Source organism: Pseudomonadota bacterium (genome assembly GCA_016711215.1).
Taxonomy (GTDB): domain Bacteria; phylum Myxococcota_A; class Polyangia.
This window is the reverse complement of sequence record JADJTL010000005.1, coordinates 226,241-250,850: the sequence shown is the minus strand read 5'-3', so window position 1 is coordinate 250,850 and position 24,610 is coordinate 226,241. Positions and strand designations below refer to the sequence as shown.

The window sequence follows — 24,610 nt, the reverse complement described above, 5'->3', positions numbered from 1 at the left end:
GTGGTGGCCCTGACGCGGTGGCGCCGCGGGCGTAGCGGGTGGGCTCGCGCGGTGGCGGCGAGTCGACGGAGTCCGGGTGGAGCAGCTGACGACGATCATCTTCACGGGGGTATCGGGTGCCGGCAAGACGACGGCGCTGCGAGCCGTGGAGGATCTCGGCTTCTACTGCGTCGACAACCTCCCGCAACCGCTGCTCGACGCCTTCCTCGACACGATGAAGCAGGAGCCGGGCGTCGACCACGTCGCGCTGGTCGCCGACGCGCGTCTGCGGCACTACATCGCCGGCTATGCTGAGTCCTACGTCGCGCTGACGGCGCGTGGTTTCGTGCTCGAGGTGGTCTACCTCGACGCCACCGATACGGAGCTGACGCGGCGCTTCTCGCAGACGCGGCGCCGCCACCCGCTCTCGAGCGATGATCTGCTGGCCGGCCTGGCCGAGGAGCGACGCCTGCTCGCGCCGATGCGGGCCCTCGCCAGCGTCTGTATCGACAGCACGACGCTGACCGTGCATCAGCTCAAGCAGCTGGTGCAGGATCGTTATCAGCGCGGCACGAGCGGGCTCGTGGTCTCGCTGCTCTCGTTCGGCTTCCGTTACGGTGTGCCCTCGCACGCTGATCTCGTCCTCGACGTGCGCTTCTTGCCCAACCCCTTCTTCATCAAGGAGCTGCAGGACCTCAGCGGCGAGGATGCGCCGGTCGCCGACTACGTGCTGAAGCAGCCCGACGCGGTCGAGTTCAACGAGCGGACGGGCGAGCTCTTGGAGTTTCTGCTGCCGCGCTATCAGGCGGAGGGCAAGGTGTACCTGACGATCGCCGTCGGTTGTACGGGGGGCCGCCACCGATCGGTGGCCATTGTCGAGGCGCTGGCGCAGCGTCTCGGCGAGAAGCGGGCGGTGCGCGTCCGTCATCGCGATGTGCAGCGCTAGGCGCGGCGTCGGATGGCCGCGCGTGTGGCGGGCCGTGGCGGCGCCGCCGGTAGGCCGAGGTGGGGCCGATGACAGAGGGTAGTGGGCAGGCGATGACGGAGTCAGTGGCGGGGGGGCCGGTGCCCTGCGAGAGACACTTCACCTTGCGCAACGAGCATGGGCTCCATGCCCGCACGGCGACGCAGTTCGTGCAGCTCGCGGCGCGCTACGGCAGCGCGATCGAGGTCGAGAAGGATGGCCGGGTGCATGACGGCAAGAGCGTCGTCGGCGTGCTGATGCTGCTGGCGGACAAGGGATCGGGCATCACGGTGCGCGCCCGAGGCGAGGACGCCGCCCAGGCGATCGCCGCGCTCGGCGAGCTGATCGAGGGACGCTTTGGCGAGCAGGTGAGCTAGGGCGCCGCGGCGCGGCGTTCGCGCGCCGGCGCCCGTTGCGGTGTAGGATACGGCGTGCGGCGCTTGCGCGGTATTGCTGGTGCGGAGGGTTTTGCGGTCGGCGAGGCCTTCCTGATCGACCGCCGACGGCTGCGCGTGTCGCAGCGCAAGCTGCCAAGCGATAACATCGAGACGGAGATCCAGCGCTTCCACGCGGCCGTCGAGGCGACGGACGACGAGCTGCAGCGGATCGGCGCGCGCCTCGCCGCGGTCGGCGGTGACACGCTGATCCTCGAGGCGCATCGCCTCATCGTCCGCGACAAGCATCTGATCGAGCGCACGACCGCGCTGATCCGCCAGAAGCGGGTCAACGCCGAGTGGGCCTTGCGCGAGGTGGCGCGCGAGATCAGGAAGGTCTTCGAGCAGGTCGACGAGCGTTACTTTCGCGAGCGGCGCAGCGATGTCGACTTCGGGGTGCGGCATCTGCTGGTGACGCTGATCGGCGAGCGCCCGACCACGGCGCCGGTGCCGGCGCGGGCGATCGTCGTGGCGCATGACCTGGCGCCGGCCGAGATCGCTCAGCTCCACCGCGCCGAGGTGCAGGGCTTTGTCACCGAGGTCGGCGGCCCGACGTCGCATTCGGCGATCATGGCGCGCGCCCTCGGGATGGTGGCGGTGATCGGCGTGCGACGCGCGACGACGCAGATCGCCAACGCTGAGACGGTGGTCGTCGATGGCAAGCACGGCGAGGTGCTCGTCGCTCCCGATTCGGCGATGGCCGAGGACTACCGCCGGCTGCAGCGCGAGCGCACCGAGCGGCTGCGCGAGCTGCTCGGTGCCCGCACCCTGCCGGCGGTCACGCTCGACGGCGTGCGTGTCACCCTGCTGGCCAATGCTGGGTCGCCCGAGGACGTGTCGCTCGCGCGCGATCAGGGCGCGGAGGGCATCGGGCTCTATCGCAGCGACTACCTCCCTCAGGGTGCAGCGGAGGACGAGGGTGAGCAGGAGCACCTGAGGCGCGCGCGCCAGGTGTTGGTGAGCTGCGGCGGGCTGCCCGTGACCTTTCGCACCTGCGACCTCGAGGTGCGCCCGGGGGCGCTCGGACTCGGGGCCGTGGAGGCCAATCCGGCGATGGGCTTGCGCGGGATCCGGCTCTCGCTGCTGCAGCCCGAGGTCTTCGCGGCGGAGCTGCGCGGGCTGCTGCGGGCCGCCGCGGGTCAAACCCTGCGGGTGATGTTCCCGATGGTCTCGAGCGTGTCCGAGCTGCGAGAGGCCAAGAGCCTGCTCTTTCGCTGTCGGGATGCGTTGGTCGGCGCGTGCCCCAGCAGCATCGAGGTCGGGATCATGGTCGAGATGCCCTCGGCCGCGCTGATCGCCGACCAGTTGGCGCGCGAGTCGGACTTCTTCGCGATCGGCACCAACGACCTGATTCAATACACGCTCGGCGTCGATCGCGTGAACGACCGGGTCAATCATCTCTTTCGGCCCTTGCATCCGGCGATTCTGCGGCTGATCGCGCGCGTAGTGCAGGCCGCGCGGAGCGCCGGGATTGGGGTCTCGGTCTGCGGCGAGATGGCGGGCGATCCCTTGCTCTCGTTGTTGCTGATGGGGTTGGGGGTGCGGGCCTTCAGCATCAATCCGCGGGCCCTGCCGCGGGTCAAGGCGGTGATCCGCAGCGGTCGCTGCAGCGACGGCGAGCGCATGGCGCAGCGCGCCCTCGGGCTCTCGACCGCGGAGGAGATCGAGGAGGAGGTGCGTGCGGGCATGGCCGAGATGTTTCCGGAGGAGACCTTCGCTGGCGCCACGGCGGGCGCGAGCGCGGACGAGCCGTGGCCGCGCTAGGGCGCCCGCGGCCGCGGCGGAGCAGCAGCGACCCCGCGCTGACGCTGCGGCGCGCGGAGCAAGTGGACTGGCCGGCGCTGCGCTCGCTCTGGCAGGAGCTCGATCGGACGCACGGCGAGCTGCAGCCGGGCTTCTTTCGCGCGCCGCCCCTGGCGCGCGCGCAGCGCGAGTTCGTCGCGCGGCTGGCGGATCCGACCCAGGCGCTGTTGGTGGCGGAGCGGGCGGGCGTGGTGCTCGGCGCGGTGCGGCTACAGGTCTTCGATACGCCGCGCAGCGGCTGGGCCCGCGCGCGGCGACGTGGCTATCTCGACGACCTGATTGTCGCGGTCGGCGCGCGACGGGCTGGCGTGGGCGAGCGCCTGTTGGCAGCGGCGATCGAGGCCTGTCGGGAGCGCGGGGCCGATCAAGTAGTGCTGACGGTCTGGCAGGGAAACGACGCGGCCGATCGCATCTACCGGCGACTGGGCTTCTCCGTGGTCAATCGCGCACTGGCGCTCGAACTGGACGCCAGCGCGGCGGAATGAGCCGATGCGGCAGCGGCAGGGCCCGCCAACGCTAGCCGTGACTTTGCCTGTCGGCGCGACCGCCCTGGCGTCGGCTTTGCTGCTCGGGTTGCTCAGCCTAGTGACGGGCGCGCGCGCCGAGGAACCCTCGCGGCGTTGGTACACGCTGACGACGGCGCACTTCTCGGTGCACTACTACGTCAGCGAACGCCACAGCGAGGCGGCGCTGGCGCGGCGCGTCGCCGGCGCGGCGGAGCGGGCGCATGCGCTGCTCGCACCCGCGCTGCGTCACCTGCCGCGCGGCCGCACGCACGTGGTCGTGACGGATAGCACCGATGGCGCCAACGGGTTGGCGTCGGTCGTGCCCTACAACGCGATTCAGGTGCTGGCGGCGGCCCCCGGCTCGCGCGACACGCTGCACGACTACGACGACTACCTCTTCTTGCTCTTGGTCCATGAGTACACGCACATCCTTCACCTCGACACGGTTCATGGCCTGCCGCGGCTGGTCAATGCCGTGCTCGGTCGGACCTGGTTTCCGAATCAGCTCCAGCCGCGCTGGTTCATCGAGGGGCTCGGGGTCTACGAGGAGACGCGGCTAACCTCGGGCGGCCGCAATCGCGCCGCGCTGCACGATATGATGCTGCGCGCCGCGGTGCTCGAAGGCCGCCTGCTAGATCTCGACCAGATCTCATCGCTGACCCGCCATTACCCGCGGGGCACGGTGCCCTACCTCTATGGTGGGCGCTTCCTCGCTTTCCTCGCCGAGCGCTACGGCGAGGCGAAGCTGACGGCGATCAGTCATGGCTACGCGGGACGCCCGCTGCCCTACGGGCTCAACAGCGCGGCCCGAGAGGTCTTCGGGCTGAGCTTCGAGCAGCTCTACGAGCAGTTCAAAGACCATCTCCGGCGGCGCTATGCGCGGCAACGGGCCGTGGTCGAGCAGCGCGGGCTGACGCCCTTTCGGCGCGTCACGGATCATGGTTGGTCGCTGAGCTCACCGCGGCTAAGCCGCGACGGGCGGGAGCTGGCCTTTATCGAAGGTGATGGCCGTCGGCACGACGTCCTCCGCATCATCGAGACCCAGCACGGCGCGACCCGAGCCCGGCTGCACCACGTCGGAGGGGAGACGGTGGCGCTGACGCCGGATGGGCGTCACGTCGTTTATGCTCAGCCGGTCAATTGGCGCACCTTCAATAGCTTTCACGATCTCTACGCCCGAAGGCGGGGTGACGGGGCGCTGCGGCGGCTGACGCGTGGTTTGCGGGCACGCGAGCCCGACGTCTCGCCAGACGGGCGCTGGGTGGTGTTTGTCACCCAGGAGCTCGGATCGGGCGCCTTGCGGCTGCTTCCCTGGGGCGGTGGCCCGCCGCGCACGCTGCTGCGGGCGGCGCCGGGCGAGCAGTTCTTCACGCCGCGCTTCAGCCCCGACGGGCGTTGGCTGGCGGTCTCGCAGCAGCGCAGCGGGGGCCGGCGTGACGTGGTGCTGGTCCGGGTGGCGGACGGGGCGCTGCGCGCGCTCACCGATGATCGCGCGCTGGATCTCGATCCGCAGTTCTCGGCCGACGGCCGCCGCGTGTACTTCAGCTCGGATCGCACGGGAATCTACAACATCTACTGCGTGGAGCTCGACGGCCTGGCGCTCTGGCAGGTGACGAACGTGCTGGGGGGGGCGTTCTCGCCGGCGGTCAGCGCCGACGAGCGACAGCTCTATTATGTCGGTTTCTCCGCCAAGGGCTACGACCTGCACGCGATGGCGCTCGAGCGCCATCGCTTCCTGCCGGCGTTGCCCTACGTCGAGGATCGGCCGCCGCCGATCGGCGCCGCGGCCTTGGCAGCGCCGCGCGACGCTTTCACCCGGCCCTATCAGCCCTGGAGCACGCTCTACCCCCGCGCCTGGGCCTTCGACGTCGCCGACGATGGGGTCGGGCTCAGCGTCGGTCTGCGCCTCGACGGCGCCGACGTGATCGGTCGTCATCGCTGGGGTCTGCGCCTCGATACCAACCTCGACCGCGGCTACGTCTCCTACGCGGCCTCCTATCGCAATCAACGCTGGTGGCCCTCGCTGGGGCTCGGGACCAGCCGCTCCGTCAGCAAGCGCGGGGGCCTGGTGCTCGACGGTGCTCAGCGCGGCTACATCGAGCAGAACTACGGCCTCTCGCTCGCGACGGCGCTGCCGCTGCTGCGCATGCCCGAGCACGCCGTCGGTCTGTCGCTGGGCTACGATCTCAACTGGCTGCGCGCGGCCGAGCCCCTACGCGCGTTGGTGCTCCCCTCGACGCTCAGTCCGCAGCTACCGGAGGTTGGCCTTCGCGCGGGGTTGAGCATCGGTCTCAGCTACGACAACGTCGAGTCCTACGCCGAGTCGATCAGCCCCGAGCGCGGTCGCCGCATCGACGTCGCGCTGCGCGTCGATGCCGGCGCCGTGGGCAGCCGCTTCGACAACACCGAGCTGACGTGGTCGTGGAGCGAGTTCGTGCCCCTGCCGTGGCTGCAGCAGCACGTGCTGGCGCTGCGCTATGGCGGTGGCGCGGCGCGCGGCGACTTCCGCCGGCGCGGCTACTTCTTTCTCGGCGGGTTCCCCGAGCAGGATCTGGTGCGCGCGGTCATCGATCTGCGACCGCTCGGCGGCTCCTATCTGCGCGGCTACGATCCGGGCGCGCTCTTCGGCGATCAATATCATCTGCTCAATCTGGAGTACCGGATGCCCCTCTTCTCGTTCGAGCGGGGGCTGTCGACGCTGCCCGTCTACGTCAACTACCTGCATCTGACGGCTTTCGGCGACGTCGGTGACGCGCTCTTTGGCGCCCTGGCCTGGGATCGACTGAAGGTCGGGGTCGGCGCCGAGCTCCTGACGGAGTGGGTCGTGGGCTACGTCTTCTCGCTGACCTTGCGCCTGGGCTACGCAAGGGGCCTGATGGATCCGGGCGGCGATCAGTTCTTCATGTTGATCGGCAACCGCTTCTGAGGCCCCGCTCCAGACGGACTGGCGGGCGGTCCGGCGGGGTCTCCCCGCGGCGGTGGTCTCGGCTATACTGCGTCACGCATGCGTTGCCCCACCTGCCGCCGCGTCTTGCCGGATTACGCCCTGCACTGCGAGCATTGCGCCGAGGCTGAGCCTGGCGAGCCCGCGGGCGGGGTCGCGGCCCTGCGGCCGCAGCCGGCGGCGCAGGGGGGCGCGACCCCCTCGCTCAGCCATCGGCTCCTTACGCGTGACGGCCCCGCGGGCGATCCGGTGATGACCTCGGCCGAGCCGCACGAGCGCGCGGAGGGGCGCCCTCCGACGGATCAGGCGACTGCGGCTGGCGGGCGCGGCGAGAAGGCGCTGGCGACCCGGGTCGTGACGCTCGATCGCGAGGGTGAGCGGGCGACGCGCATCGTCGAGGTCGAGGTGCCGGCGATGGTCAAGCGCTCGATGCGGCAGCGGGAGCGCGAGGAGGGAGCCGGACCGCCAGCGGCGCCGCGCGAGCTCGTCCTGCTCGGGGAGTTACCGGCCTGGTTCGGCGGCGTGCGGCGGCAGCTCCACGCGCGGGATCGCGCGACGCTGTGGGCCCTCGGCGGCTGCTTCCTCGGCGCCTTCCTGCCCTGGTATTACGTGCGGGTCGAGGGGCTGCGCGCCGGGGTGGAGGGCCTCGGGTGGATCAGCGCGGCGTTGGCGCTGCTGGCCGTCGTGCTGCTCGTCGCGCGCACGCTGCGGCGGCGTTGGGCGCTCGAGTTGCTGCTGGCGCAGACCGTGCTGATCGCGGGCGCCGTGGCCCTGCCGACCTACGAAGGGATCCGCGGCGCGCTCGGCGCTTACTACCTGGGCGCGGGGCTGACGATCGGCGCCGGCCTCGCGGCGCTAATCTTCAGCCTGGCCCGGCTGCGTCGCCTCGGCGGCGCCTGAGCGGGCGTTTGCGCCCCCCCCCGGCGCGGGTGCTCTCAGCGCAGGAGGGTGCGGATGCAGCTCAGCGCCTCGGGCGAACCCCAATCGCGTTGGTTGATGAAGCGGTAGCGGATCACGCCCTGCGCGTCGATGAGGTAGCTCTCCGGGTACTTCTCTGTGCCGTAGGCGTGGGGTATCTCCTGCGCCGGATCCATCAGCACGGGGAGCGCGTGGACCTTGTTCTGGCTGAAGAACTCACGAACCGTCGCCGCCTTTTCGTCTGCGCTGACGGTCACCAGCTCGAAGGCCTCGCCGGCCAAGGCGCGTTGCAAGCGGTAGAGCGAAGGTAGCTCCTCGATGCAGGGGGGGCACCAGGTGGCCCAGAAGTGCAGCAGGACGACCTTGCCGCGCCGCTGCGCGAGACGCTGCGGCTTGCCAGCGAGATCGGGCAGCGTGAAGTCCCGCGCCGCGGTCGCTGCGCGCTCGGGTTGGAGGGCCTCGCAGGCGCGCGCCGCGACGCGGCCCGTTTGTCCGAGGCCGGTGAAGAAGGAGTAGACCAAAGTGGCGGCCAGCGCCACGTAGAGGCCGTAGGCCAGCAGGCGTTTGAGCAGCATGGGGCCAAGGGCTAGCACGCCCAGCGGGCAGCGTACAGAGCGCGCGAGCCGCTGCTCGAAGTGCCCGAGGCGGGCGCGGCCTTGGCGGTCGACACGGGCCGCTAAGTGGTGAGTCAATGGGCCTCGGGATAGACTCGGCGCCGAAGGGGCATGGGGTGACGCATGAGCTTCCGCGAGCAGATTGACGGATACATCGCCCGCTTCGGCGAGCTGGTCGGGGTCAAGTTCGATCCCCTGGACGAGGACGGCTACGCCTCGATGCGCCGGGGCTCGGCGGTGATCGGTCTGAACGTGATCGAGGATCGCGGCGTGCTGATGCTGCTCGCGCCGACGATGCGGTTGCCCGAGCACGATCAGACCGGCTTCTTTCGGCGACTACTCGAGCTCAACCTGGTGGCCACCGGCGACGCCGCCTTCGCCGTCGATAGCCAGCGGGGCATCGTCTGCCTGCGGGCGCTGCGAGGGCTGCAGGGGCTCGACTTCGAGGCCTTCGTCGACCTGCTCGACGCCGTGGCGGCGACGGCGGATGAGTGGAACGCGAAGCTGCGCGAGGAGTTCGAGGGCGCCGCCGCCTCAGGGGATCAGCGCCAAGACTAGCACGGGCCTGGCGCGCGCCGGCGCGGGCTGGCCTGGTACGAGCAGGACGCGCAGGCGCTGCTGCGGCAGCTCGCGCAACCCATCGAGATGCGTGATCACGAGCTTTCCCGCCGCGCTGAGCAGGCGTAGCGCGGGTTCGTCGGCGAGCGAGATCGGGTCGAGGCGGGGCGCATCGATGCCGATGCCGAGCAGCCCCGGGGCACGTTGCAGCAGCAGGCGGACCGCGCCCTCGGTGAGTCCAGGTCCGGCGAGCGGCGCGTGCGTGGGGGCCGCCGCCTTTCGCCGAGCGGCGCGTGCCAGGCGCTTGAGGGCCCGCGGGGTTGGCGCAGGCGCAGGCGCAGGCGCGTGCTGCCAGTCGCTGCTGATTAGCAACAAGCAGCCGCTCGGCGGCAGACCCTGGCGTCGCTCGAGCGCGAGCAGCTCAGGGGCGCCGATCGCCAGGCGCGTGCCGGGATCGACGCGCAGCACGGCGGCGCAGACCTGAAGCCAGCGCGCGGGCTCTGCACCGATCAAGAGCGGGCCCCAGCGTCGGCCATCGGCGCCGCGCAGGCCGGCGAGCTCGCGCAGCTCAGTGGACCCAGCAGCTCGCGCGGCCAGCGCGCGGTAGCCCTGCTGGTTGAAGAACCGCCACCACGGCGCTGGCGCCTGTCCAAGGGCCTGGCCGAAGGCGTGAACGAGCAGGTGCATCGCCTCGGCCTTATCATGCTGCGCGCCGGTCTCGAGCTGCCACATCAGCTCGGAGACGCCGCTGCGCTGACCGAGGCGCACGAGCGCGCGGGCGATCGCGCGGCGCACGCGCGGGTGCTTCTCGCGCTCGATCGCCTGCGTCAAGGCGGGCAGGCCGGTGGGCTGGCCCAGGCGCCCGAGCGCCTCGGCGCAGGCCGCGCGGACCCAGCGATTGTCGTCGGCGCGGAGGCAGGTGAGGAGCGCGGGTAGGGCGGCACGATCGCCGCCGTCGCCGAGGACCAGCGCTGCCGTTTCGCGCAGCAGGGGGTCGCTGCCCTTCATCAGCTGCTCGGTCAGCGAGGGCGCGGGCTGCTGCTGGCGCAGGCGCGGCGCCGCTGGCCGCTGCGGTGGCCCGGCGAGCACCGTTCCGCGCGCGCCGAAGAGCAGCACCAGCAGCACCAAGAGCGCGGCTAGGCCAGTGGCGCGCGCGCGGAGGGCGCTGCGGCGCCGCGGCCCAGCCCCTGCGCGCGGCGACCGATCGCGGGATTGTGGGCGCACCCTCATGCCGGGCATGTCTCGACCTCCCAGGGTTCGTAGGGACAGGTGCCGTCATCGGTAAGCTCGGCGACGAAGCGCGAGAGCCGCAGCAAGCGACGTGGCCCCTGGTCCGACTCCTCGAAGCGCGGTTGGCAGAGATAGAGCTGATCACGGGCGCGGGTGGCGGCGACGTAGAAGAGGCGGCGCTCCTCCTCGAGCTCGCTCGGCGTGCGGACGGCCAGCGGGGCGGGGAAGCGCCCCTCGGCCAGCCCGATCAGCAGCACCACGGGCCACTCGAGGCCCTTGGCCTGATGCACCGTGCTCAGCGTGAGCGCGTCGTCGGGGGCGCTGCCGAGACCCGTGGCCTCGGCGGCGAAGCCGGCGACCAGCGACAGCTCGCTGAGGAACTGCTCGAGGGTGGCATAGCGCTGGCCGTATTCGGCGAGCTGCTGGAGATCCTCGAGCCGCGTGGCGGCGTTCGGATAGGTGCTCTCGAGGTGGTCGCGGTAGTGGGTCTCGAGCACGGTCTGAATCAGCGCTGCCACGCCGGCCTCCACCGGCATCCGGTCGAAGAGCGTGGCGAGGCGGGCGGTGGCGCGGTCGATGGCGCGCGCCGGGCTGGACTGCAACTCGGGCAGGCGCAAGAGCGCTGCCGGGCTCGCCAGGGCCTCGGCAGCGGGCAGAACGCCCTCCTTCGGCGCGAGCGGCTGGGCGGTCGAGCGACGCAGCAGCTCCGCGAGGATTCGCTCGGCGCTGCGGCGACCGACGCCCGGCCAGGTGCGCAGCACGCGCTGCCAGGCCAAGGGATCGCGGGGGTTATGGACGACGCGCAGGAAGGCGATCACGTCCTTGATGTGCGCCTGCTCGAAGAGCCGCAGCCCCGAGCGCACGACGAAGGGGATCTGCCTGCGGGTCAGCTCGAGCTGCAGCTCGAGGCTATGCGCGTGGGCGCGGTAGAGGACGACCATCTCGCGCAGCGCCAGGTCGTGCTCATGGTGCAGCTCGAGGACCCGTTGGGCGACGAAGGCCGCCTGCTGGTAGACATCGTGCAAGCGCAGCAGGATCGGTAGCGCCCCTGAAGCGCGCACCGCGTGCAGCTGCTTGGGATACTGGCGCGTGTTGTTGCGGATCGACTTGTTGGCGAGCTGGAGAATCTCCGGCACCGAGCGGTAGTTGGCTTCGAGCTTGAAAATCTGAGCCGCGGGGTGACGCTTGGGGAAGTCGAGCATGTTCTCGAGCTGCGCGCCGCGAAAGGCGTAGATGCTCTGGGCATCGTCGCCGACGACGGTCAGGTTGCCGTGAGCGCTGGCGCAGATGTCGACGATCTCGCCCTGGAGTCGATTGGTGTCCTGATACTCGTCGACGAGGACGTGATGGAAGCGCTCGATCAGCTCGGCGCGTGGCCCCGGGCATTCGACGAGCAGGCGCCACCAGAGCTGGAGCAGATCATCGTAGTCGACGAGCCCCAGCGCCTGCTTGCGCGTCGCATAGCGCAGCAGCAGCGGCGCGATCGCGTCGGTGAGCTCGTAGAACTGCGGCGCCTCCTGCCGCAGGGCGTCGTCGAGACCGATGCGGCGATTGACCATGCTCGAGGCCAGGTGCAGCAGCAGCGGCGCGCGTGGGAAGCGCCGCGCGTGCAGCGCGGGCCACCCTCGGCGAGGCAGGAGGCCATCAGATCGCGCGCATCCTCGCGGTCGAGGATGGCGTAGCTCGGCGTCAAGCCGACCTCCTCGGCGTGACGGCGCAGCGCCATGTTCGCGAGGTGGTGAAAGGTTCCGGCCCAGAGGGTGCGCAGCTCGATGCCGCTCAGCGCTTCGACGCGGCGTACCATCTCGCGCGCCGCTCGATTGGTGAAGGTGCAGAGCAGCAGGTGCCGCGGGTCGAGCCCGCTGGCCAAGAGCTGCGCCGCGCGATAGGTCAGGGTGCGGGTCTTGCCGGTGCCGGCGCCGGCCAGCACCAGCAGCGGTCCCGCCCCCGCGAGGACGACGGCGCGCTGGGTCTCATTGAGCTCGCGCGCGAGATCGAGCGGCGCGGCGGCGGCGCGCGTCTCGTGGAGGACGTAGCGCATCTAAGGCCGGCGCCGGAGCGCGCGCCCGAGGCAGACGGTCGCCCCCGCGCCCGGAGGGCCTAGGGGATGACGTGGAGCGGGACTTGGCGCTCGATGCAAGCGTTGACCACGCGCGCGAAGACGCGCCAGGTTTGACCGAGTTGCTCGTCGATCATCTCGAGGTCCGAGGGCTCGTCGCCGTCGCTGTCGCCGCTGTCCTCGACGTCGAGCTCATCGCGCAGCTCGTCGAGCGCCGCGAGCAGGGCATGCGCGCTGCCGAAGGAGCGGTCGCCGAGCTCGAAGCGACCCTCGAACTCCACCGGCAAATAGACATCGCAGGCGATGTCATGCGCCTCGAGGCGATCTTGGAAGTCCGTCAGCTGGTTTTCGCTGAGCACCTCCTCGATGTCGGCCGCGTCGTCGCCCTCAGGCAGCTCGCGGACGCCGAGTTCCTCGAGCGCCTTGCGCAGCCTTGCCAATTTTTCGTCGGATAGCGCCTCGTCGAGCGCCAGCAGTCGAAGCTCTGCCATAACCCCTTCCTTGCGCTGCTGCAGCCGGGCGAGCGCCCTGGGCTGGAATAGGTCGCGATTAGCGCGATCGGATCGGCCTGTCAACCGGGGGCGCGCGGCGCGCGCTCGCGCCGCGGTGGTCGGCGCAGCGAAGGCGCCCGGCGCTCCGCCGCCGCCCGGCCGCGCCAGCTCCACGTCACAACCCGTCCGCGCTCGCTTCCGCTCCGTTTCCGTCGCCCCAGACCACGCCCCGCGCCAGGCAGCCCTTGGCGCGTGCCGCCGTGGCGCTGGCGGCGCTTGCGTGCCCTGCGACCGCGCGGTACGGAGGCGTTGGGGAGCGGGCGAGGACGACGACGATGAGGCCGAGTGATGGACAAGCGCAGCCGCTAGCCACCCTGGCGGCGCTCGACGCCCAAGGACTGCGCGCTTATTGCGTGCGGCAGGTGGCGGAGGCCCGCGCGGCCGCGCGTCGCCACGCCGATGCCGGGCGCTTGCAGCGTCCCGGGGAGACGCTGCGCCAGCTCTCCGCGGCCTTCGATGAGCTGCTGACGACGCTCTTCGCCGCCGGCGGTGGTGCGGAGGTGCCGGTGGCCCTGGTGGCCCTCGGCGGGTACGGCCGCCGCAGTCTCTACCCCTACTCGGACATCGACCTGTTGGTCCTGCCGCATGCCGGCGGCTGGAAGCATGTCGATCGGCTGCTCGAACACGTGGTCTACCCGCTCTGGGACGCGAAGGTGGCGGTGGGCCATGCGGTGCGCAGCATCGAGGAGACGGTCGAGCTGGCGCGCACGGACCTGACGATGCGGACGGCGCTGCTCGATGCGCGGCTGGTCACCGGCGACGATGGCCTGTTCACGATGCTGCAGGAGACGGCGCGGCGCGCCTTCTTCGGGCCCGAGCACGTGGCGAGCTTCGTCGAGTCGCTGATCGAGGAGCGCCGGCAGCGGCACCCGCGCTTCGGCGACACGGTCTACCTGCTCGAGCCGAACATCAAGAGCGGATCGGGTGGCCTGCGCGACGTCAATACGGCCTTCTGGGCGACGAAGATGCGCTACGGCGTGGCGGATCTCGATCAGCTCGTCGCCGTGGGCGCGGCCTCGTCCCGCCAGCAGAGCGCCTTGCTCGAGGCCCGTCAGTTCCTGCGTCGCCTGCGCCTCGCCATGCACTTCCAGGCCGGGAGGGCGCAGGATCGCCTGCTCTTCGAGCTGCAGGAGGGCTTGGCGCCGCTGCTCTTTGCCGAGGAGGAGATCCCGGGCCGTCCGGCGGGGGCGCACGAGAAGGTCGGCGTCGCGCCGGCCGTCGAGCGCCTGATGCATGCGTATTACCGGAGCGCGCGCAGCGTCGTGCTCGAGACCGACAGCCTGCTGCAGCGCTGCGCCATCCGGCCGAGCGCGGCGCCCTTGGCCCGTGAGCTGGTCGAGGAGGACCTCTGGTCGGTGGGCGGTGAGCTCGTCAGCGCGGCACCCGAGCGCTTCTGGGACGAGCCGGCGGAGCTGATCGCGGTCTTCGAGATCGCGGGTCGCCATGGGCTGGGGATCGCCCGTGAGCTGAAGGACATGCTCGCCGAGGCGGCGGCGAGTTGCCCGGGCTTGCAGCTCTTGGGCGATGAGCGCGCGGCCGAGGCTTGGCGGCGGGTCCTCGTCAGCGACGGGCGCGCCGGCCAAGGACTCCTGCTCGAGCAGATGCACGAGGTCGGGCTGCTCAACGCCATGCTGCCCGAGTTCGAGCCCTGCACCGGGCGGGTGCAGCACGACCTCTATCACGTCTATACGGTGGATCGGCACTCCCTCTACGTCGTCGGCTTGCTCAAGGCCCTGCGCCGCGGCGAGCAGGAGGAGACCTATCCGCTGCCCGTCGCCGTGATTCGCGCGCTCGAGGATCTCGAGCCGCTCTATTTGGCCGCGTTGCTCCACGACGTCGGCAAGCCGCTGGGTCGCGGGCATGCGCGCAAGGGCGCGCGGCTGGCCGCCGGCGTCGCCGCGCGCCTCGGTCTGCGCCACGAGGCGCAGGACACCGTGGCCTTCCTCGTGCGCCATCACCTGGCGATGCAGCACATCTCGCAGCGCCGCGATCTGGGCGATCCGGCCGTGGTCGGCGCCTTCGCCGAGCTCGTGGGTAGCGCCGATCGCCTGCGGCGGCTCTACCTGTTGGCGGTCGCCGATACGGCGATGACGGCGCCGGGGAACCTGACCTTCTGGAAGGCCTCGCTGCTCGACCAGCTCTACACGAGCACGCATCGGCTGCTGACCAGCGGATCGCCGCTGGCGCCTCAGGCGATGATCGAGCAGCGTCGCGCCGAGCTGCGGGCGCTGCTGCTTGAGAGCTGGGGTGAGCTGTCGACCGCGATCGTCGATCGCTTGCCCGATGAGCTGCTCAGCGGCCAGAGCGTCGAGCTGTTGGCGCACCATGTCGGCGTCGCCCTCGACCTCGAGGCGACCCCGGCATGCCGCGTGCGGATCGGCACCCGGCAGCACGACGCTGCGACGACGGTGATCACGGTTTGCTGCCCTGATGCGCCGGGATTGCTGGCGACGATCACCGGCGTGATGCTGCTGCACCGCATCGAGGTGCTGGCGGCGCAGATCTACACGATCCCCGCGGAGGGCGACGCCGTCGGCAGCGCGCTCGACCTGTTCTGGGTCACGACGCCCGATCCGGCGGAGTTCAGGAGCTGGGTGCAGTTCTCGAGCATGCTCGAGCTGGCGCTCGGCCAGGAGTTCGAGTTGGAGCGGCTGATCCAGCAGCGGATGCGCCCCTCGCTGCTCGGCCATCGGGTGCTGCCCGCCGTGCCGACCGCGGTGATCATCGACAACGAGGGGTCCGAGCGCTGCACGATTCTCGAGCTGCACTCTGCCGATGTCTCCGGCCTGCTGCATACCGTCACGCATACCCTGAGCGAGCTCGGCCTCGGGATCGATCTGGCCAAGGTCGCCAGCGAGGCGGGCCACGTGGTCGACATCTTCTACGTCCGGGAGACCGCGAGCGGGCGCAAGCTCGAGGACGAGGCGCGGCTGACCGAGGCGCGGGAGACGTTGACGCAGGCCATCGACCGGCTGGTGGCTACTGCGCCGCGGATCGCGCCCCGGCGGCAAAGCCAGGAGCTCGAGGCGGTCGGCGCGGCCGAGCGCGCCGAGCGGCGCTAGGTGCGCCGGGTGCCCCCACACACGCGAGGCAGGTTGTCTTGACCCAGACCTTGCTCGAGCTCTTGGTAGCCGAGGGTAGGATCACGCCCGCAGCCCTCACGGCGGCCCGTTCGCGGGCGGCCCAAGCGGGCGAGCCTGCGGTGGTCGCGCTGCTGAGCGCGGGCGTGATCGAGGAGGGCGAGCTGATCAGCGCGCTGAGCCAGCGGCTGGGGTGGCCGCGCGCCAGCGACGAGCGGCTCTTGCACGCGCGGCTCGCGCCGCCCCTGCGCGAGCGGATCCCCGAGACCTTGGCGCGAGCCTGTCTCGCGCTGCCGCTGGCCTTCGATGAGCAGCGCCGGATCTTGACCGTGGCGCTCGGCGATCCGACCGAAGCGAGCGTCTGCGAGCAGCTGCGTCGTGCGGCCGACGCGGCGGAGCTGCGCCTGCTGGTGGCGCGCTGCTCGCTGCTGCAGCGCGCGGTCACGGCGTGCTACGCGGCGGAACCGGCGCCGCCCGCGCGTCCGGTGGTGTCGCCGGCGACGCGCTGGCGCGACGGCGCGCCGCAGACCGAGGCAGAGGGCGCGGTCCGCGCGCCGGGCGTCGGCGGCGCTGCGGCCCGCGCCGTGGCCGCTTCGCGTGAGCGCGCGGGACAGCGCCGGCCTCCGCCGCCGCCGGACGCGGCTGCGGGGCCCTTGCTCGAGGACGCGCTCGAGGCGGTCGGGGTGCTGGTGGCGATGCTCGAGGAGCGCGTCGATCCGCAGCGAGCCCGCTCGCGGGAGCTCGCTCGGCTGACGCGCGCCCTGCTGCGCGAGCTCGGTGGCGAGCCCGCGCTGGTGGCCCGGGCGGGGCTCGCCGCGCATCTCTTCGGGCTGGACATCACGCTGCGTCAGGAGCTCGGCGCGCGCGACCTGCCGCAGGTGGCTGAGTGCTTCGCCGCCGAGCATGCGGGGACCGGTGGCCTCGGGCCGGTCTTGCGGGCGCTCGGGCGCCAGGCGCTGGCGCGGGAAGCGGCGCTGGCCGGCGGCGATCGTCCGCTGCCGACCGTGGAGGGCGCGATCGAGGCGGTCACGCGCTTCTTGGTCCTGGGCGGCGAGGGGATCCCGGCGGCGCAGATCTTCGCGGCGTTGCGCGTGGCCACGGTCGACGCCGCGTTGATTGAAGGGCTTGCGCGCGTGACGCAACGGGCGGAGAGTCGCTCTCGGGCGGCGGCGACGGTGGCCTCCGACCCGCGCGATGGCTCGCCTCACCCCAAACCTTCGGGAGCGCACGAGCGATGACGCTGGAGACGCAGATACCCCTTTCCCTGACCTTCGACGATGTGCTCCTGGTGCCGGGTCACAGCACGGTGCTGCCTTCCGAGGTGGATCTCCGCACCGAGTTGGCTCGCGGGATCACGCTCAACATCCCGCTGGTGTCGGCGGCGATGGACTCGGTGACCGAGTCCGCGACCGCGATCTGCATGGCCCGCGAGGGCGGCATTGGCATGATCCACCGCAACCTCTCGCCCGTCGAACAGGCGCGCGAGGTGCTTCGCGTGAAGAAGGCGGAGACCGGGATGGTGGTCGACCCGCTGACGATCGATCCCGATCAGCGGCTGGGCGAAGCGATCGCCCTGATGCGCACGAATAGCTTCTCAGGGCTGCCCGTGGTCAAGGACGGCAAGCCGGTCGGCATCGTGACGAACCGCGATGTGCGCTTCGAGCGCAATCTCGATCAGCGCGTCGGGGACGTGATGACGCGTAAGCTCGTGGTGGCGCCCGAGGGCGTCGCGCTCGAGCAGGCGCAAGACCTCCTGCACCGCAACCGGATCGAGAAGCTGCTGGTGGTCGATGAGCAGGGCTATCTGCGCGGGCTGATCACGATCAAGGATCTGGAGAAGGCGGAGCGCCACCCGCGCGCGGTGAAGGATCCGCGCGGCCGCCTGCGCGTCGGCGCCGCGGTCGGGGTCGGTTCCGATCGCGACGAGCGCGTGGCGCGGCTGGTCGAGGCCGACTGCGATGTGATCGTGGTCGATACCGCGCATGGCCACTCGCAGCGGGTGCTCGATACCGTGGCCCTGGTGCGCAGCCAGCACCCCGAGCTGGTGATCGTCGCTGGCAACGTGGCCACGGCCGACGCCTGCGTCGCCTTGGCGGCGGCTGGGGCGGACGTGATCAAGGTCGGGATCGGACCCGGATCGATCTGCACGACGCGCGTGGTCACCGGGGTCGGCATGCCGCAGATCAGCGCGCTCTTCGAGTGCGCTGAGGCTGCCGAGCGCCTGGGCGTGCGGCTGATCGCCGACGGCGGCATCAAGTACTCGGGCGACGTGTCGAAGGCGCTGGCGGCGGGGGCGCATGCCGTGATGGTGGGCAGCCTCTTCGCCGGCACCGACGAGGCGCCCGGCGAGTTGGTGCTCTACCAGGGCCGCAGCTACAAGGCCTACCGCGGCATGGGCAGCCTCGGCGCGATGCGCGAGGGCAGCCGGGATCGCTATTTCCAGATGAACGTCGAGGAGTCCAAGCTGGTGCCTGAGGGCATCGAGGGCCGCGTGCCGCACCGCGGCGCGCTGGCGGACACCGTCTTCCAGCTGATCGGGGGGCTGAGCTCCGCGATGGGCTATATCGGTGCGGCCACGCTCGAGGACCTACGCGCGAAGGCGCGCTTCGTGCGGATGACCGCGGCCGGGCACCGCGAGAGCCACGTGCACGACGTGATCATCGTCAAAGAAGCGCCCAACTACCGCGTGGAATAGCCGATATGGGAATTGTCGTCATTGATTTCGGGTCGCAGTACACGCAGCTGATCGCGCGCCGCATTCGCGAGCTGCACGTCTACAGCGAGATTCACCCCTGCAGCGTCGATCTCGCCTTGCTGCGCGAGCTGCGCCCCGACGGTCTGATCCTCTCCGGGGGGCCGGCGAGCTGCTACGAGCCCGGGGCGCCACAGATCAGCGCCGAGGTGCTCGAGCTCGGCGTGCCGGTGCTCGGCATTTGCTACGGGATGCAGCTGCTCGGCAAGCTCTGTGGCGGCACGATCACGCCGGGCCAGAAGCGCGAATACGGGCGGGCTGTGGTGCAGATCATCGACACGAGCTGTCCGCTCTGGCGCGGCTTCGACCCCGCCGACGAGGTGAGTGTTTGGATGAGCCACGGCGATCGGGTCGAGGCGCTCCCTGCCGGCTTCAGCGTCGCGGCCTCGAGCGAGAACGCGCCGGTGGCGGCGGCCTGGAACCCCGAGCGCCGGGTCTACGGCGTGCAGTTCCATCCCGAGGTGGCGCATACGCCGCGCGGCGAGGCGATCCTCGCCAACTTCGTCCATGAGGTCTGCGGCTGTCAGGCGCAATGGACGATGGCCTCGTTCGTCGAGACGCAGGTGGCAGCGATCCGAGAGCGAACCGGGTCCGCGGCGCGCGTGATCTGCGGCCTCTCCGGCGGCGTGGATTCCTCGGTAGCGGCGGCCCTCGTCAGTCGCGCGATCGGCGACAGGCTGACCTGCATCTTCGTCGACAATGGCCTGCTCCGGGCGGGCGAGGCGCAGCAGGTCGAGCGCGTTTTTCGCGATGAGCTGCAGCTCCCGCTGGTGGTCGTGCCGGCCCGCGAGCGCTTCCTGCGCCGCCTGGAAGGGATCACCGACCCCGAACGCAAGCGGGTGCTGATCGGCAACGAGTTCGTCGCAGTGTTCGAGGAGGAGGCGCGCAAGCTCTCGCCAGCGGCCGGCTTCCTGGTGCAGGGCACGCTCTATCCCGATGTGATCGAGAGCGTGTCCTTCAAGGGGCCCTCGGCGACGATCAAGACGCACCATAACGTGGGCGGTTTGCCCGAGCGGATGCAGCTCAAGCTGATCGAACCGCTACGCGAGCTCTTCAAGGACGAGGTGCGGCGCCTGGGCGAGGATCTGGCGCTGCCGCATCAGCTGCTTTGGCGTCAGCCCTTCCCGGGACCGGGCCTGGCGGTCCGGATGATCGGGGAGGTGACCGAGCAGCGCCTCGACCTGCTCCGGCGGGCCGACGCGATCATCGAAGAAGAGGTGCGGGCGGCTGGCCTCTACGACAGCATCTGGCAGGCCTTCGGCGTGCTGCTGCCGATCCAGACCGTTGGGGTGATGGGGGACAGTCGGACCTACGAGGCGGTCCTCGCGGTGCGGGCCGTGCACTCGACCGACGGCATGACGGCGGACTGGTCGCGCCTGCCGCATGAGCTGCTGGCGACGATCAGCAATCGCGTGATCAACGAGGTCCGCGGAATCAACCGCGTCGTCTACGACATCTCCTCCAAGCCACCGGCGACCATCGAGTGGGAGTGAGCGCCCGTGGGTCTGAGCGTGGGCCTAGGCGTGGTGGCCTGCGCGCCCTCGGTCCGCCGCTCCATGCCTCGCTCGGTCCGCGATCGATCAACGGGCCGTTAGGGCGTGCTGACCAGCTCGTAGGGTAGGCGGGCCAGGGCCTGGCCCGAGCGGGCGTACCAGAGCGGCAGGGGCAGGTCGGCGAGGGCGGCGCTGAGCACTTGCGGTAGCAGCGTGCTGGCGTCGCTGGGCTGGTCCGGCGTCAGCAGGCGCCCGGCCCGCGCCAGCAGCCCGGCGTCGCGCTTGGGCAGAACGACCAGCTCGAACGCGGCGTCGTCGGCCAGGCCGGCGCGGCGCTGGGCTTCGACGAGCGCCTCTTGCAGGCCGCCCACCGCGTCGACGAGGTGCTGCCTTTGCGCCTGCGCACCGGTCCAGATGCGCCCTCGGGCGACGGCGTGGACGGCGTCCTGGGTCAGGCCTCTGCCGGCGGCTACCGCGCCGAGGAACTGGCGATAGAAGTGCTGTAGCTGCTGGAGGATGAAGCGCTCCTCCTCGGCGCTATAGGGCGTTACGGGGGAGTCGAGGCCGGCCCGTGCCCCGCGCAAGCTGGTGGCGTGGCCGATACCCAGGCGGCGCAGGAGGCCGCCGACGTTGACCTTGCCGGTGAAGATCCCGATCGATCCCGTGATCGCTGCGGGCTGGGCGAAGATCCGATCGCCGGCGCAGGCCGCGTAGTACCCGCCCGAGGCCGCGATATTGGCCAGCGAGACGACCACCGGTTTGACCCGGCGCAGGGCGCGTACGGCCGCCCAGAGATGGTGGCTGGCCAGGGCCGATCCACCCGGACTGTCGATGCGCAGGACGACGGCGCGGATCTTCGCGTCGAGCCGCGCGGCCTCGAGCGCCGCGACGACCGTCTCGTCGCCGACGAGCTCACGGCCCAGCAGCGGTACCGTGCGGCTATGCCCGTCGATGATGTCGCCGTCGATGACGACGACGGCGATCGCTGGGCCGCCGGGCCAGCGATCGCGCCCGCGCGCGACGACCGCCAGCGGTACCAGCTCGGCCCGGGTGTTGCGTTGCACCCGGCGCCGCAGCTCGGCCGGTGCCAGGACCTCGTCGATCAGCCCGGCGCGTTGGGCCTGAAGGGCGGTGAAGGGGCCGTGATCGATCAGGGCGCGGACCCTCGCGGGCGGCAGGCGCCGGTCGCGCGCGAGGTCCTGCACGAGCTGCTCGAAGACGTCGTCGAGCCGCGCCGTCGTCATCGCGCGCGCGGGCGCCGAGGGCCCCCTGCGGGTCAGCCCCTCGGGCGCCGTCTTGTACTCGGCGATGCGCACGAACTGCGGCTGCACCCCGATGTGGTCGAAGAGGCCGCGCAGGTAGAAATGCGTCTCGCCCAGGCCCTGCAGGCGTACGCCACCGGCGTCGTCGATCAGCAGGCGGTCCGCCGCCGCGGCCACGTAGTAATGCTGGGTGGCGGGCGCCTCGAGATAGGCCAGCACGCGCTTTCCCGCGCGGCGCAGGCGATGAATCCAGGCGCGAAGCTCCTGCGCCTGGGCCCAACCGGCGTCGAGGGCGCCGATGCGCAGCAGCAGGCCGCGCACGTCCGCGCGGCGCTCGAGGGCGCGCAGCGCTTGCACTAGCCTGATCAGCCGCCGCTGAGTCAGCTTGCCACTGAGCTCGAGTTGCACCAAGCGCGGCGAGGGCTGGACCAGCGGCGCCCGGCGCGCGCCGTCGAGGGCCAGGGAGACGCTGACCCCCTGGTAGGCGGAGCGCGTGCCCGGATGCTCGCCGAGTGGGCCCGCGCCCGCGGCCAGTGAGCGCCCGACGACCGTCGAGATCGCGGCGCGTGCGCGCTCGAGGGCGAGCTGCAGGCCGACGTTGCCGCGCAGGTCCGAGACGCGATCGCCGTTGCGGTAAAAGTCGCGGGTCACGAGCTGCGCCTGAGCGAAGAGCTGAAGCCCAGGCCAAGGCTCGGCGACCACGCGCAGGGAGGGGTCGAGATCGCCGCGCCGCTCGCCGGCCACGACCCCCGCGCCGAGCTCCAGGCGGCGATTCCCCAGCGGGCGCCAGGCCAGCTCGAGGTCGTAGCTGCGCTGCAGCGGGAGGCCTGCCAGCACGGGCGTCGTCAGATCGCGGACCGCGAGGCCAAGCGCCAGCCACGGCGCCGGCCGGACGAGCAGGCCGACGTCGACGCTGCTCAGCCGGTCGAGCGCGGGGTCATCATTGGACCAGAAGTGCGTCCACACCGCCCCGAGGGCAAGCGCCGGGTCCGGCGTCCAACTCGCGCCGAGGCTGAGCTTGACGCTGTCGGCGTAGCCGATCGCGGTGGCCGGGCGCAGCCACTGCAGGCCGCCGCCAAGCACGAGGGAGGGCAAATAGGGCACCGGGCTCGCCGCGAAGAGCGCGTCGCCCTCCCCCTGCAGGCGGCTGGTGCTGCGCAGCTCCGTATGCTGCAGCACGAGGCTGCCAGCCTCGAGCTGGGCGAGCGCCGCGGGGTTGATCTCGATCGCCGAGGCGTCGCCCGTGCCGACGGGGGTCGGCGTGTGCAGGCGGATGCCCGCAGTGGGCGCCTCGCCGCCGAGCGGGCGCAGCGGCTGGCTGCTTTGAGCCGCGGCGGTGGCCGGGGCGACGAGGGGCGCCAGCAAGGCGAGCAGGGCCGCGCGGCGACGCATCGACGCCCGCGGCGCCCGCGGCGACCGGGGCTGCTCGCGATCGGCAGGCGCGAGCGGGGGCTTCGAAGGGTGATGCGAGCGGTGGCGCATGGGGCGTGGACCTATTGCAGCGCTGCGAGGGCAGGGCGCGGCGCCTGCGGTGCAAGACAGCCGGGACCGGCGCTCAGTCGGTGCGTGATCACGGCCCGGATGGCAGCGGCGGGTACCGGGCCGAAATCGCGGCTGTCGGCCCCGTGGTTGCGATTGTCCGCGAGGACGAAGTAGCTCGCCTCGAGCTGAAATGGGCCGCTGTCCTTGGAGCGACGGGCGGGATCCTTCAGCACCCGGTAGCCAGCGCCCGCGAGGGTCTCGCGCAGCAGCAGCAGGTCGAGCGGTCGCCGAGCGCGGCCGCCGGCGCCCAGCTCCTGCAGCGCGACCGGGCCGAGTGCCTGCTGCAGGGCGGCTGTGCTTCCGACGCGAGGGATCTCGCCCACGACCGCGAGGGTGTCACCGGGCAGGCCGACGACCCGGCGCAGCAGGGGACGCCCGGTCAAGGGGTGCGCGAGCAGCACGACGTCGCCGCGGCGCGGAGCTCGCCCGACGCGCCAGCCCAGCAGCCAGTCTCCGGGCTGCAGCGTCGGTGCCATGTCGGTGCCACCGACGCGGGGCGTCTCGATCAGCGCCAGCTTCGCCACCGCGGCGACGAGGACGAGCGTCAGGAGGGCAAGCCCAAGGCGTCTCATAGGGCGGTCATTGGGCAGTGCATATGGGCAGTGCTCGCGCGGATCGGTGGCCTGGGCGCGGGGCAGTAGCGAGGCCCTGCGTCGCTACATCCTACCCGCACAGCTCCCGGCCGCCCAGCCTAATGGTTTGGCCAATGGTTGCGCCCATGGTTGTGCGGGGCGTCGCCGGGCGGAGGCCATGCGGGCGCCTGTGGGAGCCTGCAGGATCGAGCCGGTGGCCCGCGCTGGCCCCGAGCCTGGGCTGATTGTGGCAATAGCGATACAGCATGGCGTGATCTGTCGCGAATAGGTCACAGCAAAAGCCTAAGGTTATAGGTTGGATATGTCGATCAAAGCCTATGGAACAGTGAGGTATATTCGCGCCGGTGATTTATGGCATCTGGCTTGCTTTTCGTCCCGCCGCGTCCCTTCGCTGGGGCGCGTGCCCAGAGGAGCCGCCAGCATGTCGAGCCTCTTGCCGAACGAAGTCAGGACCTGGACCGGCCTCCCCGGTTGCGACCACCTGAGACGGGTGGATCTTTTCTCGGAGCTCAGCGACGACGATCTACGGACGATGGCCGGCCGCTCCGTGACGCGGCGTGTTCGGGCCGGTGGCCTGATCGTCGGTCAGGGCGAACCCGCCGAGGGTTTCTACGTCGTCGCCGCGGGCCGCGCCAAGGTCGTGCTCTTTGGGGAGACCGGTCGTGAGCTGACGCTGCGGGTCCTCGGACCGGGCGACTTCTTCGGCGAAGAGGTCGTGCTCGAGCACGGCACCGTGCCGACGAGTCTGGTGGCGATCGAACAGACGCTGCTGGTGGTGATCGACCGGGCGGCCTTCATCGCGGCGCTCGAGCGCTGTCCGCGCGCCGCGCTGCGCCTCGTGCGACACATGGCTGAGCGCACTCGGCGCAGCGATGCGTTGATCGGTGGGTTGGCCTTGCATGATGTCGGGGCGCGGCTGGTGCGTGCGCTGATCGACCTGGGCGAGGCTCAGGGTGAGCCGCGCGACGATGGGGTCTTCATTCGCCGGCGCCCCACCCAGCAGGACCTTGCCAACATGGTGGGTACCTCGCGGGAGAGCGTTTCACGCGCGCTCTCGGCGATGGCGCGCCGCGGGCTCGTGGTCGCGCGCGGCCGCTCGCTGCTGCTGCGGCGCGCGCTGATGGAGGCGCAGAGCGCCGCCGCCTGAACGCCCTCCGCCGCGCAGCTCTGCCGCCCCAGGCCCTCTACCGACGCTGGATCGAATAGATCCAATCGCGACGCTAGCGCGTATCATCCCGGCCAGTGGAACTCGATCGCCGCGCGCCAGCGGCGCCCGAGCAGGCCGATCGCGCCGGATCCCGCACCGCAGATCCCGCGCCTTGCGCTCG

18 protein-coding genes are annotated in these 24,610 nt (G+C 71.3%); 12 read left to right on the top strand and 6 right to left on the bottom strand.

What is annotated here, in order from left to right; translation table 11 throughout:
• Positions 1-85 precede the first annotated feature (85 nt).
• From rapZ to IPL40_14110, 6 genes are all read left to right on the top strand, one after another.
• A complete protein-coding gene (gene rapZ / locus IPL40_14135; GenBank protein MBK8482284.1) occupies positions 86-925 on the top strand; it encodes an RNase adapter RapZ in 840 nt (279 codons plus the stop codon).
• Between the two features lie 92 nt (positions 926-1,017).
• Positions 1,018-1,320, top strand: a complete 303-nt coding sequence (locus IPL40_14130; protein ID MBK8482283.1) for an HPr family phosphocarrier protein — start codon at positions 1,018-1,020, stop codon at positions 1,318-1,320.
• 54 nt (positions 1,321-1,374) lie between these two features.
• On the top strand, positions 1,375-3,141 hold the full coding sequence (gene ptsP / locus IPL40_14125) for a phosphoenolpyruvate--protein phosphotransferase (GenBank protein ID MBK8482282.1): 1,767 nt from the start codon (positions 1,375-1,377) through the stop codon (positions 3,139-3,141).
• Entirely contained in the window at positions 3,129-3,665 is a 537-nt protein-coding gene (locus IPL40_14120; protein MBK8482281.1) for a GNAT family N-acetyltransferase, read from the top strand. Before ptsP ends, IPL40_14120 begins: the two co-directional genes overlap by 13 nt.
• 37 nt (positions 3,666-3,702) lie before the next feature.
• The gene (locus tag IPL40_14115; GenBank protein ID MBK8482280.1) at positions 3,703-6,612 is read left to right on the top strand and encodes a PD40 domain-containing protein; all 2,910 of its coding nucleotides are present in this window, start codon (positions 3,703-3,705) and stop codon (positions 6,610-6,612) included.
• A 78-nt stretch (positions 6,613-6,690) separates the two neighbouring features.
• Entirely contained in the window at positions 6,691-7,530 is an 840-nt protein-coding gene (locus IPL40_14110; protein ID MBK8482279.1) for a hypothetical protein, read from the top strand.
• Positions 7,531-7,565: 35 nt separating this feature from the next.
• Here the strand turns inward: IPL40_14110 and IPL40_14105 are convergent, their stop codons facing one another.
• Positions 7,566-8,123: a TlpA family protein disulfide reductase gene (locus IPL40_14105; GenBank protein ID MBK8482278.1), complete on the bottom strand. Its 558-nt coding sequence runs from the start codon at positions 8,121-8,123 to the stop codon at positions 7,566-7,568.
• A gap of 162 nt (positions 8,124-8,285) precedes the next feature.
• Between IPL40_14105 and IPL40_14100 the strand changes: the two genes are divergently transcribed.
• Positions 8,286-8,720, top strand: a complete 435-nt coding sequence (locus IPL40_14100) for a CesT family type III secretion system chaperone (protein ID MBK8482277.1) — start codon at positions 8,286-8,288, stop codon at positions 8,718-8,720.
• Here IPL40_14100 and IPL40_14095 read toward each other — a convergent pair.
• From IPL40_14095 to IPL40_14085, 3 genes are all read right to left on the bottom strand, one after another.
• The gene (locus IPL40_14095; GenBank protein MBK8482276.1) at positions 8,697-9,959 is read right to left on the bottom strand and encodes a HEAT repeat domain-containing protein; all 1,263 of its coding nucleotides are present in this window, start codon (positions 9,957-9,959) and stop codon (positions 8,697-8,699) included. The two genes, IPL40_14100 and IPL40_14095, sit on opposite strands and share 24 nt — an antisense overlap.
• Positions 9,947-11,509 (bottom strand): ATP-dependent helicase, encoded by a 1,563-nt coding sequence (locus IPL40_14090; GenBank protein MBK8482275.1) that lies wholly within the window; start codon positions 11,507-11,509, stop codon positions 9,947-9,949. Before IPL40_14090 ends, IPL40_14095 begins: the two co-directional genes overlap by 13 nt.
• A 541-nt stretch (positions 11,510-12,050) precedes the next feature.
• On the bottom strand, positions 12,051-12,500 hold the full coding sequence (locus IPL40_14085; GenBank protein ID MBK8482274.1) for a hypothetical protein: 450 nt from the start codon (positions 12,498-12,500) through the stop codon (positions 12,051-12,053).
• Between the two features lie 335 nt (positions 12,501-12,835).
• Between IPL40_14085 and glnD the strand changes: the two genes are divergently transcribed.
• From glnD to guaA, 4 genes are read left to right on the top strand one after another with little or no spacing between them, the layout of a single operon-like run.
• Entirely contained in the window at positions 12,836-15,622 is a 2,787-nt protein-coding gene (gene glnD, locus IPL40_14080; GenBank protein ID MBK8482273.1) for a [protein-PII] uridylyltransferase, read from the top strand.
• Between the two features lie 38 nt (positions 15,623-15,660).
• Positions 15,661-16,878 carry a hypothetical protein gene (locus IPL40_14075; protein MBK8482272.1) on the top strand — a complete coding sequence of 406 codons (1,218 nt, stop codon included), beginning with the start codon at positions 15,661-15,663 and terminating at the stop codon, positions 16,876-16,878.
• A complete protein-coding gene (gene guaB / locus IPL40_14070; protein ID MBK8482271.1) occupies positions 16,875-18,335 on the top strand; it encodes an IMP dehydrogenase in 1,461 nt (486 codons plus the stop codon). The genes IPL40_14075 and guaB overlap by 4 nt, the downstream gene beginning before the upstream one ends.
• 5 nt (positions 18,336-18,340) lie before the next feature.
• Complete coding sequence (gene guaA, locus IPL40_14065) at positions 18,341-19,885, top strand: glutamine-hydrolyzing GMP synthase (protein ID MBK8482270.1); 1,545 nt, start codon at positions 18,341-18,343, stop codon at positions 19,883-19,885.
• A 98-nt stretch (positions 19,886-19,983) separates the two neighbouring features.
• Here the strand turns inward: guaA and sppA are convergent, their stop codons facing one another.
• Positions 19,984-22,539 carry a signal peptide peptidase SppA gene (sppA, locus tag IPL40_14060; GenBank protein ID MBK8482269.1) on the bottom strand — a complete coding sequence of 852 codons (2,556 nt, stop codon included), beginning with the start codon at positions 22,537-22,539 and terminating at the stop codon, positions 19,984-19,986.
• A gap of 101 nt (positions 22,540-22,640) precedes the next feature.
• Entirely contained in the window at positions 22,641-23,261 is a 621-nt protein-coding gene (locus IPL40_14055) for a hypothetical protein (protein MBK8482268.1), read from the bottom strand.
• Positions 23,262-23,703: 442 nt separating this feature from the next.
• Between IPL40_14055 and IPL40_14050 the strand changes: the two genes are divergently transcribed.
• Positions 23,704-24,429, top strand: coding sequence for a Crp/Fnr family transcriptional regulator (locus IPL40_14050; protein ID MBK8482267.1), 726 nt, complete (start codon positions 23,704-23,706; stop codon positions 24,427-24,429).
• Positions 24,430-24,610: the final 181 nt, after the last annotated feature.